This window comes from Clostridium zeae, assembly GCF_017312485.1.
Lineage (GTDB): Bacteria > Bacillota > Clostridia > Clostridiales > Clostridiaceae > Clostridium_AR > Clostridium_AR zeae.
Window position 1 is genome coordinate 1,679,399 of sequence record NZ_BMBA01000001.1, and the last position, 18,612, is coordinate 1,698,010.

Annotated in this window: 14 protein-coding genes; 3 read left to right on the forward strand and 11 right to left on the reverse strand. The window is 30.9% G+C overall.

The genetic code is table 11. From position 1 onward, the window contains the following. Positions 1-18: 18 nt before the first annotated feature. Both J3477_RS07785 and J3477_RS07790 read left to right on the forward strand, forming a co-directional pair. Complete coding sequence (locus J3477_RS07785) at positions 19-948, forward strand: alpha/beta hydrolase (protein ID WP_206869157.1); 930 nt, start codon at positions 19-21, stop codon at positions 946-948. 219 nt (positions 949-1,167) lie between these two features. Beyond that, on the forward strand, positions 1,168-2,814 hold the full coding sequence (locus tag J3477_RS07790; RefSeq protein WP_206869158.1) for a cell shape-determining protein: 1,647 nt from the start codon (positions 1,168-1,170) through the stop codon (positions 2,812-2,814). An 80-nt stretch (positions 2,815-2,894) separates the two neighbouring features. On the opposite strand, the gene J3477_RS07795 is transcribed toward J3477_RS07790, so the two are convergent. From J3477_RS07795 to J3477_RS07820, 6 genes are all read right to left on the reverse strand, one after another. Beyond that, complete coding sequence (locus J3477_RS07795; protein ID WP_206869159.1) at positions 2,895-3,659, reverse strand: MerR family transcriptional regulator; 765 nt, start codon at positions 3,657-3,659, stop codon at positions 2,895-2,897. A 195-nt stretch (positions 3,660-3,854) separates the two neighbouring features. Then, positions 3,855-4,802: a sugar kinase gene (locus tag J3477_RS07800; RefSeq protein WP_206869160.1), complete on the reverse strand. Its 948-nt coding sequence runs from the start codon at positions 4,800-4,802 to the stop codon at positions 3,855-3,857. A 40-nt stretch (positions 4,803-4,842) separates the two neighbouring features. After that, positions 4,843-5,487 (reverse strand): bifunctional 4-hydroxy-2-oxoglutarate aldolase/2-dehydro-3-deoxy-phosphogluconate aldolase, encoded by a 645-nt coding sequence (locus tag J3477_RS07805; protein ID WP_206869161.1) that lies wholly within the window; start codon positions 5,485-5,487, stop codon positions 4,843-4,845. 459 nt (positions 5,488-5,946) lie between these two features. Further along, the gene (locus J3477_RS07810; RefSeq protein WP_206869162.1) at positions 5,947-7,434 is read right to left on the reverse strand and encodes a UxaA family hydrolase; all 1,488 of its coding nucleotides are present in this window, start codon (positions 7,432-7,434) and stop codon (positions 5,947-5,949) included. Positions 7,435-7,457: 23 nt separating this feature from the next. Next, entirely contained in the window at positions 7,458-8,906 is a 1,449-nt protein-coding gene (locus tag J3477_RS07815) for a tagaturonate reductase (protein ID WP_206869163.1), read from the reverse strand. 335 nt (positions 8,907-9,241) lie between these two features. After that, complete coding sequence (locus J3477_RS07820) at positions 9,242-10,249, reverse strand: LacI family DNA-binding transcriptional regulator (RefSeq protein ID WP_206869165.1); 1,008 nt, start codon at positions 10,247-10,249, stop codon at positions 9,242-9,244. Between the two features lie 477 nt (positions 10,250-10,726). Between J3477_RS07820 and J3477_RS07825 the strand changes: the two genes are divergently transcribed. Beyond that, positions 10,727-11,632, forward strand: a complete 906-nt coding sequence (locus J3477_RS07825) for an IS1/IS1595 family N-terminal zinc-binding domain-containing protein (protein WP_206869166.1) — start codon at positions 10,727-10,729, stop codon at positions 11,630-11,632. 820 nt (positions 11,633-12,452) lie between these two features. Here J3477_RS07825 and J3477_RS07830 read toward each other — a convergent pair. The 5 genes from J3477_RS07830 to J3477_RS07850 form a co-directional block, all read right to left on the reverse strand. Then, on the reverse strand, positions 12,453-13,808 hold the full coding sequence (locus J3477_RS07830; protein WP_206869167.1) for a glycoside-pentoside-hexuronide (GPH):cation symporter: 1,356 nt from the start codon (positions 13,806-13,808) through the stop codon (positions 12,453-12,455). 319 nt (positions 13,809-14,127) lie between these two features. Then, entirely contained in the window at positions 14,128-15,528 is a 1,401-nt protein-coding gene (gene uxaC, locus J3477_RS07835) for a glucuronate isomerase (RefSeq protein ID WP_206869168.1), read from the reverse strand. A gap of 357 nt (positions 15,529-15,885) precedes the next feature. Continuing rightward, a complete protein-coding gene (locus J3477_RS07840) occupies positions 15,886-16,095 on the reverse strand; it encodes a hypothetical protein (RefSeq protein WP_206869169.1) in 210 nt (69 codons plus the stop codon). A gap of 231 nt (positions 16,096-16,326) precedes the next feature. After that, on the reverse strand, positions 16,327-17,241 hold the full coding sequence (locus tag J3477_RS07845) for an AEC family transporter (RefSeq protein WP_206869170.1): 915 nt from the start codon (positions 17,239-17,241) through the stop codon (positions 16,327-16,329). Between the two features lie 212 nt (positions 17,242-17,453). Further along, positions 17,454-18,497, reverse strand: coding sequence for a PocR ligand-binding domain-containing protein (locus J3477_RS07850; RefSeq protein ID WP_206869171.1), 1,044 nt, complete (start codon positions 18,495-18,497; stop codon positions 17,454-17,456). Between the last annotated feature and the right edge of the window lie 115 nt (positions 18,498-18,612).

Sequence of the window (18,612 nt, forward strand, 5' to 3'; positions counted from 1 at the left end):
TAGAAAGGATTGATTTAAATGACAAATAAAAACACCAACGGCAGCTTTTTTATTAATACAGAAGATAATAAAAAAATATTTGTATATTGTTGGGATAATGTTATTTATCCAAAAGGTGTTATCCAAATCGTTCATGGTATGGCAGAGCATGCTGGTAGATATGAAGAATTTGCAAACTACCTTAATTCTCATGGTTTTATTGTCTATGCCGGCGATCATAGAGGTCATGGTAAAACTGATGAATCAAGTCTTGGATACATCGGTGAAGATGGTTTTAACAAAATCGTAGAGGATCAACATGCTATAGTAAACTTTATCAAAAATAATCATAGCAATCTCCCAATAATCTTTTTTGCTCATAGTTTTGGTTCTTTTATAGGACAGGAATATATTATACGACATGGAAATGAGCTTTCAGGTATAATACTTTCTGGTTCAGCTATGAGAAAGGGGTTAGATGTTAATGCTGGAATTATTATATCCTACATTCAAAAAAGTATCTTTGGTGAAAATAAAAAAAGCACACTATTAGATTTTTTAAGCTTTTACAATTACAATAAAAAAATTAAAAACTCAGCTTCAAAGTTTTCATGGCTTACCACAGATGAAATAGAAATAAAAAACTATGAAAATGATCCTCTATGTGGAAATATATCAACCTGTAATTTTTATTATTATTTTCTGAAAGGTCTGAAAGATCTATATAAAAATAATAGATTAAAACAAATACCAAAAGATCTTCCTATATTAATTATATCCGGAGATGACGACCCAGTAGGAAACTATGGAAAATGGGTAAGAAAACTATATAATCTATATAAAAACATGCCACTAGAAACTGTTACTATGGAATTATATCCCGGTAAAAGACATGAACTAACAAATGAAATTGATAGAAATAAGATATTTTCAAAGATTTTAAACTGGACTGAAGAAAATTGTATATGATAACTATATATTTGTTATTTTAAACAATTCAAGCTACAATTATATTCTATATCGGGAGGTGTATCCAACAAAACTCCTATGTGTATTTATAACTATCACACATTATTTAATTTTTCTACAAATTATGTTAAAATTGAACATACTTGACTCTATTTGTACTTTAAGTAATATATTAAGCTTATAAGTATCAACTTTAAACATACAAAAAGGAGACTTACTATGAAAAAAGAATTTAATTCTAAGCTACGTGTGACCGCAATAATTTTCTTCGCTATAGTTGCGTTATGTTTTCATTTTATATTTTTGATGCCACTATCTCTTAACTTTTTTTCCTCTACATTATTTATATCCATAGCAATCATAATTTTTTCGATACTATTTTCGGGATTTTCTGAGAAGAAGCTAGTACTTTTACTAATACCACTTACAATAATACTGTTTATCGGTTATTGTGTATCCACAAGCGGTATGTTTAGATCTAAGTCTTATAAAAGCTTAATTGGAACTATAAAAGAGCAGGAGTTTTCAAAAGACATATCTCCAATTGATATAACACAATTACCTGTTGTAGATAAAGCTTATGCAGAGAAATTAGCGGAAAAGAAACTAGGAGAAGCTGGCGCAATAGGTAGCCAAGTTGTAACCGGTGAGCCAGTAAAACAAATAGTCAAAGATAAACTTTGTTGGGTTGTACCTTTACTTCATTCTGGTTTTTTCAGCTGGGCAAGCAATCGTGAAGGAACTCCAGGTTATATAGTTGTAAGTGCTACAAATGCTGATGATATTACTTTCGTAAAGGAATTAAACAATAAACCTATTTTTTTAAAATATCAACCAAACGCATATTTAGGTGATGATCTTCAGAGGCATGCTTACTATAAAGGTAATGAATTCACTGGACTAACAGACTATTCTTTTGAAATAGATGACAACGGAACTCCATATTGGGTCATTACTAGATATAAAAATACCATTGGTTTTTCTGGAGAAAATGTTATCGGTACTTGTATCGTAAATGCTCAAACTGGACAAGTTGATAACTACGATATCGATAATACTCCAAAGTGGGTAGATAGAATACAACCTGAAGAAATCATTAAGGATCAATTGAATTTATACGGAGAATATATAAAAGGCTATCAATGGTTTACTAAGAACGACAAGCTAAAAACCACTGATGATGGAGAAATAATATACGATAAAGGTAATTGCTATTTTTACACTGGCCTTACTTCTGTAGGAAAGGATAGCGCAACTATAGGATTCACTTTGACAAATATGAAAACCCACGAAACAACTTTGTATAAAACCTCAGGAGCAACTGAATCTGCAAGTATAAAATCAGCAGAAGGAAAAGTTCAAAACATGGGCTATACTGCAACTTCTCCAATATTAATAAATATAGAAAATATGCCTACTTATTTTACTACTCTTAAGGATAAAGATGGTATAGTTAGAATGTATGGGATGATTAGTGTACAAGACTATAACATTGTTGGAGTTGGTGAAACAACTAAACAAGCATTATCAGATTATACAAAGGCACTTACAGGAAAAGGTAGTTCTTCATCATTAAATTCTTCCGGAAAAGTTAATCATGAACAAGGTACTGTTTTAAGAATTGGTCAAGAAAGTATAGATAAAACAACCTACTACCATATAATAGTTAAAGAAAAATCTGATGTTGTCTTTGTCGTAAGTTCGGATGCGTCTAGTGAACTAGCACTAACTCAGCCTGGTGATAAGATAGAGCTTGAATATATCGATTCAGATAATAGTATTATAAATGCAACTGCCTTCGATAATTTAGAGTTCGCTCAAAAAAAATCAACAACTGAACAAAAAATTGAAGGTACGAAAAAGTAATTATACGTAATATTACTATTAATCATACTAAAACTTTAAAGAGTTATAGGAAATTGCTCCTATAACTCTTATTTTCTGTGCTACTTTTTTATTCCTGTATATATAAGGATAGCATCTCTTAAGAACTCTGCAGTACCTGGCTGCTCCTTGTCATAATACTGAGTAAATCTCTCATCATCCACATACATCTGAGCAAGTCCTGCGTGAGCCTCTTTACTATATTGATCCCAGTAAAAACATAACCACTGCTTGTGTAAATCAGCTGCTTTCTGTGCTAATTCTCCTGCTGGGTCTCCTGTCTTAAACGCTTCCGCTAATGTTTCAGTAACCTCATTTGTAAGTCTAGTAATCTTCTCATGTTCTTCTTCTGTCATATTTTTAATTTTATTATTAGATTTATTAACAGCTTCATCTCCATATTTTTCACGAATTTCCCTGCCGTATTTCTTCTCATTATCGTCAACTAGCTTTTGTTTAAAGCCTTCAAATTTTTCTTTATTACTCATAGTAATTCTCCCCTCCATAGACTCAATGGTCTTATCAACATTTGCAATTAAAAGATCTAACTGCATTTTTCTCTCAAGAAGTTTTACACGGTGTTCCTTTAGCGCTTCAGCTCTGTCAAAAGAAGGTTCTGTTATTATATCTTTAATATTGTCTAGCTCTACTCCAAGTTCCCTATAAAAAAGTATTTGCTGCAATCTATTTACCTCTTCTTGACCATATATCCGATATCCAGATGAATTGATTCTTGCCGGCTTAAGAATACCTATCTCATCATAATATCTAAGTGTTCGTGCACTAACACCTGCTAAATGAGCTAATTTTTGAACTGTGTACTCCATGTGTACCACCTCCTGATATCTATACTATAAACTTATACGTAGCGTAAAGGTCAATAGAAATTTAAAATATTTTTATAAAAAAATAAAAAAGCTTGAAAAACTTCAAGCTTTTTTACCATGTTCGTCCAAAACATTTTCTTATAATATACTATTTATCCTCAAGAATCGTAATCCTCTCAGGGATTATCTGTCTTCTTATCTATCTACTACTTTTTTCTTACCCATAAAAGTCATAAGTTGCTCTTCATATGGATATGCCTCCATATCACCTTGAACAAGAGTTGCCATTGCTCCTACTGCGTTACCTTGAGTTCCACATTCACTTAAGCTTAGCCCCTTAAGTACTCCTGATAAAAATCCTGCAGCAAATCCGTCTCCTGCTCCAGCAGTATCAACTAGCTTTTCTATCTTAAAACCAGAAACATATACTCCTCCATCTTTATCAGCAACATAACAACCATCAGCACCAAGCTTTACAGCTACAATTTTAGCTCCCAAAGCTATAAAAGTCTCAGCTATTTCTTTTTCATCAGTGGTCCCTAGAAGAAGTCCACCTTCATCAGCACCAGGGAAGATTATATCTGACATCTTAGCTATTTCTAAAAGCACTGGCTTTGCTTCTTCAATAGTCCATAATTTGAGTCTTATATTAGGATCAAAAGAAACTGTTATACCATTTTCTTTTGCTATTTTTAAAACCTCAAAAACCATTGCTCTTGCACTTTCAGATAATGCTGGTGTTATACCAGTTATATGAATTATCTTAGCTTGCTTTATATATTCTGCGTCTATATCTTCTACAGAAAGCCTGCTTGCTGCAGAACCTTTTCTGTAATAATAAACGCTAGGATTGTCTCCCCCGATTCTTTCTTTAAACATGATACCTGTACTTGCCTCAGCATCAAATTTAACTCTAGAGGTATCAACACCTTCTCCTCTTACTACATTTAAAATTTGTCTTCCAAATTCATCTTTTCCTAATTTTGAAAACCATGCTACATCGTGTCCAAGTCTTGAAAGTGCTGCAGCCACGTTAGAATCTGCTCCACCTACAGACTTGCCAAAACTATTAACATATCTTAACGGTCCATTAGATTCTGGATTGAAAAGCACCATAGTTTCACCAAAAGTTAATACTTCCATCTATGCTTACACCTGCTCTCAATTTTCATTTTAATTTGTATTAAGCTTCTCTTGCTTTTCTTAATGCTTCAACAAACTTTGCAGCTGTTTCTGTAACTAGTTCATAATCACCAGTTTTAGCACCCTTAGTTAAGTCAGAGCCTGTTCCAACCGCTACAGCTCCTGCATTTACCCAATCTTTTATGTTATCTAAGTTTACTCCACCTGTTGGCATAAAGTTAGCTTGTGGTAAAGGACCCTTAAATGAACTTATTATTGAAGGGCCATAAGCATTTCCTGGAAATACCTTTAATACTTCAACACCGTATTCAAGAGCTTCAACAGCTTCTTTAACTGTCATTATTCCTGGCATTACTGCTATTCTATATCTATTACATAGTTTAACAGTTTCTGCATCGAAATAAGGGCTTACTATAAATTCTGCTCCTGCAAGTATGCATGCTCTAGCAGTTTCTGGATCAAGAACTGTTCCTGCTCCTATTATTAAATCTTCATTCTTGTAGATTTCTGATATTTCTTTTATTATCTCAACAGCACCTGGTACTGTCATAGTTATTTCTAAAGCTTTTATTCCGCCTTTTTTAACTGCATCTATAATTTTGATTGCTTGATCTTTTGATTCAGCTCTTATAACAGCTACAACACCACATTCAGTTATTTTTTGTACTACTTGTATTCTTTTCATTTAGTCCTCCTATTATCTATAAAGATAAACCACTTCGCATTAAAACTTATTATTTTTAGATTCTCTCATCAGAACCCGTAAGAGTTTTAAAAATAGATTTCAGATCGAAGTGGTACATCTTTAGTTCTTTCTTCACAGCTCAATTTATACATTTTTTTAATTTTGCACATTAAAAATTTTGATTATATAAATGAACCACTTCAAAATGATGAACTACTCCATAGTTTTATTGGTAACTTTCAAAAACAAAGGGCAGATGAATCAAAAGTAATCAATTATAATATGGAGTAGTGTATCTCATTTTTTTATATTATAGTCTTTGTACTTAATATATTTTAAATATACTAATGTTTATAATACATATTCCTTCAATCCTCATCAGGACTTATGAAAATTCAAGAAATTACTTACTTTAAGTTTGAATTTTATGAAACTCAGTAATCTTAATTTATCTTATAATTAAAGAGTTACACCAGTTTTGAATATAGCTAATTCTCTAAAATCATTCTTTTCATTATTTGCAAGTTCTCCACTAGCTACACTTATTATGTAGTCAATGAATTCCTTAAGCACTTCTTCTGAATTTTTATCTTCAAGAAGGCTTCCTGCATTAAAATCAATCCAATGAGGTTTAAGTTCAAATAATTGTGTATTTGTTGATATCTTTAATGTAGGAACATAAGATCCAAATGGAGTTCCTCTTCCAGTTGTGAATAGTACCATTTGACAACCTGCAGATGCTAAAGCAGAAGCAGCAACTAAGTCATTCCCAGGTGCACTTAACAAGTTTAATCCTTTTTCCTTAAGTGCTTCACCATATTTAAGTACGTCAACTACTGTAGCTGTACCAGCTTTTTGTGTACACCCTAAAGATTTATCTTCAAGAGTTGTAATACCGCCAGCCTTGTTTCCTGGTGAAGGATTTTCATATACTGGTTGATCATATTTTATAAAATATTCTTTAAAGTCATTTATTAAGTGCACTACTTTATCAAACACTTCTTCATCTAAAGCTCTATCCATAAGCAGTGTTTCTGCTCCAAACATTTCAGGAACTTCTGTTAGGATAGTAGTTCCGCCTTGTGCTACTAGGAAATCTGAAAATCTTCCTACTAGAGGATTTGCAGTAATTCCTGAAAATCCATCAGATCCTCCGCACTTAAGACCTACTTTTAGTTCTGAAAGAGGAACTTCTTCTCTCACATCATTTTTCATGTTTTCATATAGTTCTTTTAATAGCTTCACACCTTCTTCTAGTTCATCAGAAACTTCTTGAGAAACTAGAAATTTAACTCTGCTTTCATCATATTCTCCTAGAGACTTTTTGAAATCAGCCATATTATTGTTTTCACAGCCAAGACCTAGAACTAAAACTCCACCAGCATTTGGATGCTTTACAGCATCACTGAGTATAGTTCTTGTAGTAACATGGTCATCACCAAGTTGTGAGCATCCATAATTATGCTTAAGCACTAGAGTATTATCTATTTCTAATTCTCCAAGTTCCCTCTTAAGCCTATCTAACATTCTGTCAGCCATTCCATTTACACATCCAACAGTCGGAACAATCCAAAGTTCATTTCTTATTCCTACACTGCCGTTTGCTCTCTTATAGCCTTTAAATGTTAAAGCTTGATCCTTATAAATGTTATCCAATAATTTCTGATTGAAGCTATAATCTTTTATACCATCAAGATTAGTCTTAGTGTTGTGTGTATGAATCCATTGTCCTTCTAATACAGGAGTAATAGCATGACCTATTGGAAATCCATACTTTACTACGTCTTCATTAACGCCTATTTCTTTTATAGCAATTTTATGTCCTCTTTTTACCTCTTCTTTTAGAGTAATAACTGTTCCGTCTACTTCTATATTTTTATCTTTATCTAAGTCCATTAATGCTACAACTACATTATCATTTTCATTTATTTTAAGAACACTCTTCATGAAATTACCTCTTTTCTTCTTAATTACATAACTTCTTTAAGTGCTTCCCTAATTCCTAGTGTTTCTATTTTAGTAAGGTAATAAGTAACAGCATCAGTTAATCCTTTAACTTCATTTAAGTTCATCTTCCAATTCTTTTCATATCCAAGAACTGTAGTAACAACACTTCTTAATCCAACCTCACTACCATCACAGCTTCCCCATGCAGTTTTGTATAAATCTAATATATCTGCATCATCCGCTAAAGCTATAGTTTCTTCGCCTCTCTTACCTTTGTAGAACTCTATTAAAGCAGCAAGTGAGAATACTAATTTCTTAGGAAGTTCTCCTTTTCTGTTTATGTATTCTAGTAATGAAGGTAAATCTCTAGTTTCAAACTTAGACATTGAGTTTAATGCTATGCTCATTAAGTAGTGATTTACAAATGGGTTTTGGAATCTTTCAAGTACTGCACCTGCAAAGTATTCTAACTCTTCTTGTGGAAGGTCTAATGTAGGGATTATTTCGTCATAAACAACTCCCTTTATAAACTGACCAATAACTTCATGATCAACTGATTCACCTACTGTTTCTAGTCCATAAAGATATGATACTGGAACTAATGATGTATGTGCACCATTAAGGATTCTAACCTTTCTTGTTCTATATGGAGTCATATCTTCAACAAAAATAGTGTTAAGACCTGCTTTTGCAACTGGGAATTCATTTCCTATCCATGCTGGTCCTTCAATTACCCATAGGTGGAATTGTTCTCCAACATTTACTAGGTTATCTTCATATCCTAATTCTTCTGTTATTTCCTTTATTGTATCTCTTGGGTACCCAGGTACAATTCTATCAACTAAACTTCCACAGAAAGTATTAGCTTCATTTATCCAAGCTACGAATTCTTCACCTAAGTTCCAAAGTTCTGCATACTTAAGAATTATAGCCTTCAGCTTTTCACCATTTTTATCTATAAGTTCACATGGTATTATTATAAGACCTTTTTCTTTAGCTCCTGCGAAAGCTTTAAATCTGTTATATAGTAAAGCTGTTAACTTACCTGGGAAGCTTTTTTGCGGTCTGTCTTCTAATTTATCATTTTCATCAAAAGCTATTCCAGCTTCAGTTGTATTTGATATTATAAATCTTAATTCTGGGTTTTCTGCAATTCTTAAGTATTCATCATATTGAGTATATGGATTTATTCCTCTACTGATGCTGTTTATAACTTCATGTTCTTTAACAGCCTTTCCATCCTTTATTCCTTGTAAATAAAGTGTGTATAATCCATCTTGTTCATTTAATTTATCAACTAAACCAAATTCTATAGGTTGCACTACAACTACACTACCGTTAAAATCTGCTTCTTTATTCATTTTATCTATTTGCCAATCTACAAATGCTCTTAAGAAGTTACCTTCTCCGAATTGTAAAACTTTTTCTGGATATTGTTTGTACTCTTTAAAAGTTTCCTTATTTAATTTCATTTCCGACTCCTCCATACACATTTTGTTCACGTGTGCAAATTAGTTTAAATTTTTTTATTAACAATCCGATATTAATATTTCTTTTTTCAAATATATTATATCATTTAATGCACACGTTAACAATAAGTTTTTTTAAATATTTCTCTCATTACTTTATGGAAAATATAGTATTGTCTATTTAAATTTTTTATTGGCTTGTAGTGTTTTTAACAAAATAAAAAAAGACATGCCTTATACTACTAAAAATCAATTAGATCTACCTGCTTCTTAGGTATATTTAATGAATTTTAGCTCCTATAATTGGCACATCTTTTTCACTTTTAAAATTCTACATCTTAATATTTCTCTAACTTAGATGCAGATTCCCTAATCATAAGTTCAGTTTTTATATATACTTTCTCACCTTTATAGTCTTTTTTGTCAATTAAATCTATAATCGTTCTTCCACCTATTATACTTATTTCTTCCATAGGTCTCTTTACTGTAGTTAATGCAGGGGTAGCGTACTCTGCAAAACCTATGTTATCAAAACCTACTATTGATATATCCTTAGGTACTGAAAGCCCTTTTTCAAAAACAGCCTTTATAGCTCCGATAGCCATATCATCGTTTGAACAAAATACTGCTGTTGGCTTGTTAGGAAGATCAAGTAATTTTTTCATAGCTTCATAACCACTCTTTATATCGTAGTTTCCTCTAACCAAATATTCGCCTCTTACTGGAATATTGTTATTTAGCAAAGCTTTTAAAAATCCATCTTTTCTCTTTTTAGATGATTTAAATTCTTCTTTTCCCTCTATAATAGCTATATCTTTATGGTTGTTTTCTATCAAATAACTGGCTGCTTTAAAAGCTCCTTCTTCATCATCTGATAATATATTTATTAATGAATTACCCTCGATTTCTCTATTTAAAACAATAAGTGGTATCTGTCTTTGCCATACATGATATATGAATTCATTATCCTTATCACTTTGACTCATAAGCACAATTCCATCGAATCTTTTATTATTAATTCCTGAAAAATCCTTGTAGTCATCTATACCTCTTACTACTAAATTATAGTTTTCTTTTATTACACTATTTACTCCTCTTACTATTTCATAGAAAAAACTTGGAGACGTTCCTCTGCTTATACTAGAGAAGAATAATCCAATAGTATAGGACTTATCCAAAACTAGACTTTTTGCACTATAGTTAGGAACATAATTAAGTTCTTCAGCTATAGCCTTGATCTTAGCTTTAGTTTCTTCATTAATTAGAGGACTATCATTTAGCGCTCTCGATACAGTGGTATGCGATACATTCGCCAATTTTGCTATATCTTTTATAGTTATGCTCATGCTTTCACCCTTCTTATTTTTAATCAAAATCCTTAAAAACTATTAATATTACATCTAAATTAAAGTTGTACACCTTTCATTTGAGCTACTGCTCTTATGAATATATACACTAAAATACTTTTTAAATAACACTTATTTTTAATTTTTCTATAATCTAACCAATTTGTTCTAATATGATTTTGTAGAACCATATCAAACTTTAGGTTAACAACATTATAAAGCTATGTCAATATATGAAATATAAAAATCTATTTTTAAACCTCTTACCCATTATAATTATGTAATGTAAAAATATGAATTTCAATATAGATGAGCAAAAAACTCACTGAAGAAGGTCGCTTCAATGAATTTTTATAGTATACAACTATTTATTAAATAAATGTTGGTGATGATTAGAAAAATCAATATATGGCAAGCATTAAGAGGATAGGACAGCTTATAGCTTAATTATTAAATTTTCTTAGAGAGGTGTTCCATTTGCTACAGCATGATGTTGAATTAAAAAAATTTGATCTTCATATTAATGATGTTCTAAAAAGAGATTTTTATAAAGACAGAGTTGTAGATGTTTGTCCAATTTGTGAATCAAATTGGTATATTAAATATGGATTTTATAATGGAATTCAAAGATATAAATGTAAAGTGTGCCAAAAAACTTTTTCACGATCTACTAATTCATTGTGGAGTTATTCAAAAAAGAATACTAGAATTTGGATGGAATTTACTGAATTAATGACTGAAAATAGAACTTTAAAATTCTGCGCGGAGAAGCTAAATATAAGTATTGGTACAGCTTTTTATTGGAGACATAAAATACTTCAAGCATTAAGTATAGACTCAACTCCAGATAGTTTATCAGGAGTTGTACATATAGGAAAAGTTATTATAAAAGAAAACTTTAAAGGGTGTAGAGATGCAGAAATACTAGCCTCAGCAACACCAAGAGAAAAAATTTGGATTATTGGTGCAAAAGGACAAGAAGACTCTATGTTTATAAAACCAATATTTAAGCATTGCTGGAATCGAAGAGCTTTCAGTGAAAAAGTCTATTCTAAAATAGAAGAAAAATCATACATTGCTCCATACGGAGACAGATATATAAATTCAGTAGCGAAGAGACATAATAGAAAAAACTCGATTAAGGTAGAGGTTGAGTATAGGATAAAATATCTTTGGCCAAATTTAAAAAAATGGCTATCACTCTTCCATGGGGTGGCCTCAAAGTATCTCCAAAGATATCTCAGTTTTTTTATAATCATGAACTTGGATAAGGTGGTCGATTACATGGACTTGATATATGATAGGTTGTTTAAAGGAAATAGATTCATAAAAACTGATGATATAAGAATTAGAAGTTCACTTTTTCAAAGAAATTATAATTAAATATAACTCTGAATAATCCTTGGGAAGTATATTGAAAATTCAGCTTTTTGTCTGATTAAAATTTAATATAGTTGAAAATATTTTCTTGATATTAATTAAAATTAATAAGATAGTAAAACAGCTAATTTACTCTGAAGAAATTGTAAAGAGATGTAGCTTATTAGAAAACTGTTTTAATACTGTACTAGGTTCAGAGAAGAAGCTTTAAAAACATAAAGTTAACAACATGGTTGTCCGCCTTCGCATAAATATTTAACAACATTTAATTAATATATAACTGTATAATGAAAAAATATACTATAAGTATATAGCTTGCGATAAATAATAGTGTGTTTATTGCAAAAATACACTATTATAACTATCTTTGATGTCTAAGTTCTATTTAATTTGATTAATCAATTAATAGCTTAAAGTATATTTACTACGATATTTTTATGAATAAAACTTATTAGACCTTATATATATAAATAAAAAACAAGTACCTATTTATTATAAGTACTTGCTTTCCACATGATTTTTATAGAATTTAAATCTATAACATTTATTTAGGCATACAGTTCATTATACTTAGGGTTAGTAGCGGAAAAATATGTTTAGTCTCAAATGAACCGTATACTTTATATAAATTAAATCACTTATTATCAAAACTAAGTTAATGGTCCTTGTGGGTAATAAGGAAGAAGTTCAGAGATAAGCTCTATAGTACTATAGAAGTAGGTGGATTTTTACTAAATTTAAGTATTATATATTGAGCTTATCTATGAAATTGTAGTCTTAAACAATAATTGATTAAATTATATACATTATATTAATTAAATTATTATGCTCTGCTTGATTCATACTTTCCAGCTTGAAGATCAGTAACGATTTCTTTGTACTTCTTATCTGATAATCCGTACAATACTCCAAGTACTATTGCAGCTATTATTAAGGCTATACAAGGATATAACATTAATAATCCCTTCATTCCTAATAATGTTTGAGCTGATTGTTTTACGTTTGGAACATATCCTATTAATGCTAAACCAAAACCTGAAAGAGATCCTGCTATTGCTTGAGCTATCTTTCTTGAGAAGTTAAATGCTGAGTAAGTTATACCTTCTCTTCTTTCACCTGTATGCCATTCACCGTAATCTATAACGTCTGAAACAAATGCCCATGTAACACCGTTTGGTAGTGCTATTCCGATATATGATATAGCTAATAGTATTGTAAATGGAACTATATGAACTGGTAGTATAAAGTTTAGTCCGTCAGCTATGAAAGCCATTGAAAATCCTAATATTGCTGTTCTCTTCTTTCCTAATTTCTTTACTAATGTAGGTATGAAAAGTATTGCAATTACCGAACTACCTATTGTAAAGAAGTTTGTTCTAGCTAAAAGGGCTTGATTTCCAAGATAATATTGACAGAAATATATCATCATTGAAGTTTTAATATTATAAGCTGATATTGAGAATACAGTCATAAGTATTAAAGTAAGTAATGGTTTGTTTGTAAATACAGCTGTTGCAAAATCTTTTGGTCTTATCTTTTCAGCACTTCTCTTAACTTCTACGACTTCTTTCGTGTTTTTGAAAGTTACGAAGAAAGATATTACACCTACTAAAGACATTATTCCTGCAGCTATTGGGAAACCTATTTTTGTGTTAGAAAAAGATGTTACTATTGGCATAAATACTACACTAGTAATTAATAGCGCTGAAACTGAACCCGCTTGTCTAAAGGAAGCTAGATTAGCTCTATCTTGAACATCTTGAGTCATAACTGAAGCTAATGAACCGTAAGGAACGTTAGTAAATGAATATAGAAGTCCCCATATCATGTATGTAGCGTATCCATATATTAATTTTTGATGAGCTGTTGCACCCATTGGTGTTGTAAATGTTATTACAGTAAGTATTGCAAGTAGTATACTTGAGAAGAACATTACTGGCTTAAATCTTCCATTTTTACCTATATTCTTTCTTGAATCAATTGCTATACCTGCTATTGGATCCATGAATGCATCAAATACCTTTGTGAATAAGAATATTCCTCCTGCTGCAGCTGATGCTATCCCACAAACGTCTGTGTAAAACTTTAGCAAGTACGCTTGCCCTAAGTCGAACATGAAGCCATTACCAAAATCACCTAGACCGTATGAAATCTTTTCTTTCAACGTTAATTTACTCATACTAGTTACCTCTTTCTTAATATTATTATTTAAATAAATTTTATAAATACCTTTTTCCTTTAATTGCTTAAGTCCTATTATGGAATTTTTTTATAAAATGCTTTACTAACCTGATATTATTTGATGGTTTATTGGTTTAATTTATATTTAGTTTATATTGTTTTTCAATAACGTTTACACAAAAACTTTTTTTATATCTTTGCTGTAAAACTTTAAATTATTGATTTTCATAAGTGTATATATAGTTTATATATTTGGGTTAACGCATGCAATAATATTATCGCCCTTTGCACACGTTAACAATTTTACTGCTTTATTTCTATAAGTTAAAGTACTCTTTAGCATTTCTATATGATATATCTTGAACTATGCTTCCTAAAAGTTCTATATTATCTGGAACTTCTCCATTTTCAACCCATTCACCAATAAGATTACATACTATTCTTCTGAAATACTCATGTCTTGGGTATGATAAGAAGCTTCTTGAATCTGTAAGCATTCCAACAAATCTGCTTAAAAGTCCCAAGTTAGCTAATGCTTTCATTTGTTGAGTCATTCCATCTATACTATCATTAAACCACCAGCCTGAACCAAACTGTATCTTTCCTGGTATTCCATCTCCTTGGAAGTTTCCAAGCATTGTTCCAAGAACATAGTTATCTTTTGGATTCAATGTATATAATATAGTCTTTGGAAGTAAATCTTCTCTATTTAATGAATCTAAGAATCTAGAAAGTGCCTCTGCTACTTGTCCATCATTAATTGAGTCAAATCCAGTATCTGCTCCTAATTTATTAAACATTTTTGTGTTATTATTTCTAAGAGCTCCTATATGAAGTTGCATTGCCCATCCTAATTTATGATAAATCTTAGCTACAAAGCCTAAAGTGAATGTTTTATACTTCTTTTCTTCTTCAAAACTAACAGCTTCACCTTTTAATGCTTTTGCAAATATTTCTGCAGCTTCTTCTTTAGTTGAATCTGCATATACTACTGTATCTAAAGCATGATCTGATACTCGACATCCAACAGAGTGGAAGAATTCAACTCTTGATTCAAAAGCTTGTAAGAATGCTTCATAATCAGTTATTTCTTTGCCTGATACTTCTTCTAGTTTTTTAACCCATGGTAAGAATGTAGCTCTATTTATTTCGATTCCTTTATCTGGTCTAAAAGTTGGTAAAACTTTTACATTAAAGTCTTCTATTTCTTTAAGTTTTATATGATACTCAAGTGAATCAACTGGATCATCAGTTGTACATATTGCTTCTACATTAGATTTTTTAATCAAATCTCTTGCTGCAAAATCACCTGCGTTTAGTATCTCATTAGACTTGTCCCATATCTGAGGAGCAGTTTTTTCAGTTAAAGGCTCATAGATTCCAAAAAATCTTTGAAGCTCTAAGTGAGTCCAATGATAAAGTGGATTTCCTATAGCAACTTGCAATGTCTTTGCCCATGCTAAAAATTTATCATAGTCACTTGCATCTCCAGTTATAGTGTTTTCATCTACTCCATTACTTCTCATTGCTCTCCACTTATAGTGATCCCCATATAACCAAACTTCAGTTATATTTTTAAATCTTTTATTCTCATAAATTTCTTTAGGATTTAAATGGCAGTGATAGTCAATGATTGGCATACTTTTTGAATAATCATGGAATAATTTTACTGCTGTTTCATTTGATAATAGAAAATTTTCATCCATAAATTTTTTCATAATAATCACCTTACTTTTCATTTAACTTTTATAAATTGTTCACGTGAACAATCACTTACAATGTTATTATAATCGTTTTCTTAAAAGAATACAATAGAAAAATGTTCACGTGAACAAAGTTTTTGTGAAATTATTCACTATTTTTTATCAATGCATTTATTAGTATTAGTTTGTATGGTTTACGGTACTTTTTAACGATTCTCATTTATACATCTATGTAAAAATATTCAATAACACTTTATACTTTCTTATATATTAAAAAAGTAGGCATGCAATGCATACCTACCAGCATAAATATAATACTTACTTTTGTTTTGTGTAGATGCTTTTCTTCCTCTACGCCACTGTTAATTCCTTCTAAAACTCCTGATTAAATGATGGAGTTTTGCTATCTAAACTTACCACGTTTCCCGGTATAGATTGAGGCGCTGTTAATTGTTTTCCTGCTTGACTCCCCGGACTATTAGTGTTCGTACTGTAAGCAGAATTAGTGAGACCATTTTGTCCTTGCTTTGATTGTTGATTTGCTTTTTTAGTTTCTTGTACCCCATTCTTATTAACAATCATGATTTTATTCTCCTTTTCCACTTGTAATTAAATACACAGCTAAACTTTATTTAAGTTCAAAATCACTTCTTTATTTAACTTACCAATTATATCTTGTGTATTTTATAGAGACTTATCACAAGTAAATCAAACTATAATTGGTTTATTAATGGTTTCTCATTCAAAATTTATGTATTCTATTATATCTTAAAATTTCCTACTAAAGTTTTTAGATCACCAGTAAGCTCAGTTCTATCCTAATTTCAATACTACAACTAATAAAGTTATAATAACTAAACTTATCAATATAGATAATGAATTAACAAGTCCTGATTTTTCCTTACTCCCTCCACACTTTATTGTGTTTATTACATTTAGTGCTGACATAGGTGCAAACATTATAAGTACTACTATTATTTTAACTTCCTTACCAAAAGGCATAAAGTTATAAACTATGTACGCAAAAACTGCATTTAAGGAATAACGGATTATTAGGGCTGTCCATACTTGTTTTAAAACGCTTTTTTCAAATACTAACTCAAAAGATAATCCTATCATAAACATAGCCAAAAATGCGTTAGCATTACCAACCAAGCTAGCTATACTGTATACAGCCTTGGGAAACTTAATATTAGCAAAATAGCAAAAAAGCATAACTAAATATACATCAAAAGGTACTGAAGAAAATACTTTAAGTAAAAAGTCTTTCACAGAATTCTTCTCCTTTTTAGTTACCTGTGATGCTATAGCATAAGTAACTCCTGTGCACATAATCGCATTTCCAGCATCAAAAAGACATGCTACAATCACTCCCATACTTCCTAAAAAACTTTGTAAATATGGCATTGCAAAAGTACCTATATTGTAGCCTGAATAATTTATTATATTGAAAGCTTTGTTATTATTATCTCTTTTTAATGCTATTAGATAACCTATTCCACTCATTATTAGATTCATTAATAACCCAATAAAAGTTATAGAGATTAGGCTTACATCTTTCTGAAAGTTTGAAAATGCAGATACAACTGCAGCTGGAAGAGTTATATTCATTATAATCTTCATCACAGTAGTTTGATCTCTAGAATCAAATAAACCTATCTTTTTCAGCAAATATCCAATTATTATTATGCACACATATCCAGCAGCTTTTATCAAAACTAAATCCATAACAATTAAGCCCCCATTTCACGAAAAGATTCATAACTAAAACAATAATCTCTTTTGATCTAATAAACAATATTTTTTCAAAATTTGAAACATCACTTTCTTTTACAACGCATATTTATACCATAATCTTCATAAATAGCAAAAATATTGCCAGAATCCTTTCGGACTCTGGCAATATTCAGTAAACAATTTTAATATGTATCTACAAGTATTTATTTTTCCTTAGTCATTATATTTAAATCTTCTGCTAAGGTAGCAATTTCAGTTAGACTAGCAGTAACTTCTTGCATAGCTGCTGACTGTTGCTCTGCGTTTTCAAGAGTGGCATTTGAAGTTTCCATTGTTTTATCTACGGACTCCTGAATCTTACCTGTAAGATCCATAATCTTAAATGCTGTCTCCTTTGAACTTTGAGAAAGCTTTCTTATTTCTGTTGCAACAACACCAAATCCTCTACCTGCTTCCCCTGCTCTTGCAGCTTCAATGGCAGCGTTCAATCCAAGCATTCTTGTTTGATCTGCAATACTCTTTATAGAATCCAGAATTGTGTTAATCTCTATAGAAATATTTTTAACATTTGATATTTCATCATTTAAGTTATGCTGATTGTTGGCTACGTTTGCTGAGGTAGCATTAAGTTCTTCCATAGTAGCTGATATTTGACTAAAGTTCTCTGAAAGCACTTGTGACATATTGCTTAGTACAAGCTGCTCGTATCCAGCCCTTGATAATGAGTTAGCTACAATAAATAGAACTTCTGCAGCAGCTTTTACATTGTCTTCCTTAGTCATATATACATTTCTAGCCGCATCTGCATATTTATCTTGATTAACTCCTATTTCTAATGCAGTTTCTCTAAAACTCTTTTCATCTGGACTAGAAGTTAAAATCTGTCCACCTAATATAGTTCCAATCAAATGTCCGTTTATAATTATCGGAGCAGCAAAATCTATTAATCCAGCATGACATTTATAAATATAAGGTTTTCCAGTTCTTGCAGCCTCTTCCCCACCTTTTTTATGAGACTTCGCACATCTACTTTCACCTGCACTAGTTGATTGAGTCAAATTTATGCAGAAGTTTGTATAAGAGCTTGGCTTTGTAACTGGTGTTCCATTCCTGTCTACGGTTACACTTGCTATGTTCATACCCACTGCAAAATTATCTTGGAAAGTTTGCAATAGTTTAAGATCTATTACATCTTTTATCTCTAAAGCTTCAAGATCTAATTCCCCATTATTTAATCTCTTAATCATTAAAAAAACCTCCAGTAATTCCCCTAAATTTTATTATCCACTATTTTAGATTTATCCCTAGTTATATTATCGTTCATATGTATCTAGTCCTTATGTGATTTTTCTATTTATGAGG

Coding starts and splice junctions, on each gene's coding strand:
- J3477_RS07785 (WP_206869157.1), top strand. CDS start 19: ATGACAAATAAAAACACCAACGGCAGCTTTTTTATTAATACAGAAGAT.
- J3477_RS07790 (WP_206869158.1), top strand. CDS start 1,168: ATGAAAAAAGAATTTAATTCTAAGCTACGTGTGACCGCAATAATTTTC.
- J3477_RS07795 (WP_206869159.1), bottom strand. CDS start 3,659: ATGGAGTACACAGTTCAAAAATTAGCTCATTTAGCAGGTGTTAGTGCA.
- J3477_RS07800 (WP_206869160.1), bottom strand. CDS start 4,802: ATGGAAGTATTAACTTTTGGTGAAACTATGGTGCTTTTCAATCCAGAA.
- J3477_RS07805 (WP_206869161.1), bottom strand. CDS start 5,487: ATGAAAAGAATACAAGTAGTACAAAAAATAACTGAATGTGGTGTTGTA.
- J3477_RS07810 (WP_206869162.1), bottom strand. CDS start 7,434: ATGAAGAGTGTTCTTAAAATAAATGAAAATGATAATGTAGTTGTAGCA.
- J3477_RS07815 (WP_206869163.1), bottom strand. CDS start 8,906: ATGAAATTAAATAAGGAAACTTTTAAAGAGTACAAACAATATCCAGAA.
- J3477_RS07820 (WP_206869165.1), bottom strand. CDS start 10,249: ATGAGCATAACTATAAAAGATATAGCAAAATTGGCGAATGTATCGCAT.
- J3477_RS07830 (WP_206869167.1), bottom strand. CDS start 13,808: ATGAGTAAATTAACGTTGAAAGAAAAGATTTCATACGGTCTAGGTGAT.
- uxaC (WP_206869168.1), bottom strand. CDS start 15,528: ATGAAAAAATTTATGGATGAAAATTTTCTATTATCAAATGAAACAGCA.
- J3477_RS07840 (WP_206869169.1), bottom strand. CDS start 16,095: ATGATTGTTAATAAGAATGGGGTACAAGAAACTAAAAAAGCAAATCAA.
- J3477_RS07845 (WP_206869170.1), bottom strand. CDS start 17,241: ATGGATTTAGTTTTGATAAAAGCTGCTGGATATGTGTGCATAATAATA.
- J3477_RS07850 (WP_206869171.1), bottom strand. CDS start 18,497: ATGATTAAGAGATTAAATAATGGGGAATTAGATCTTGAAGCTTTAGAG.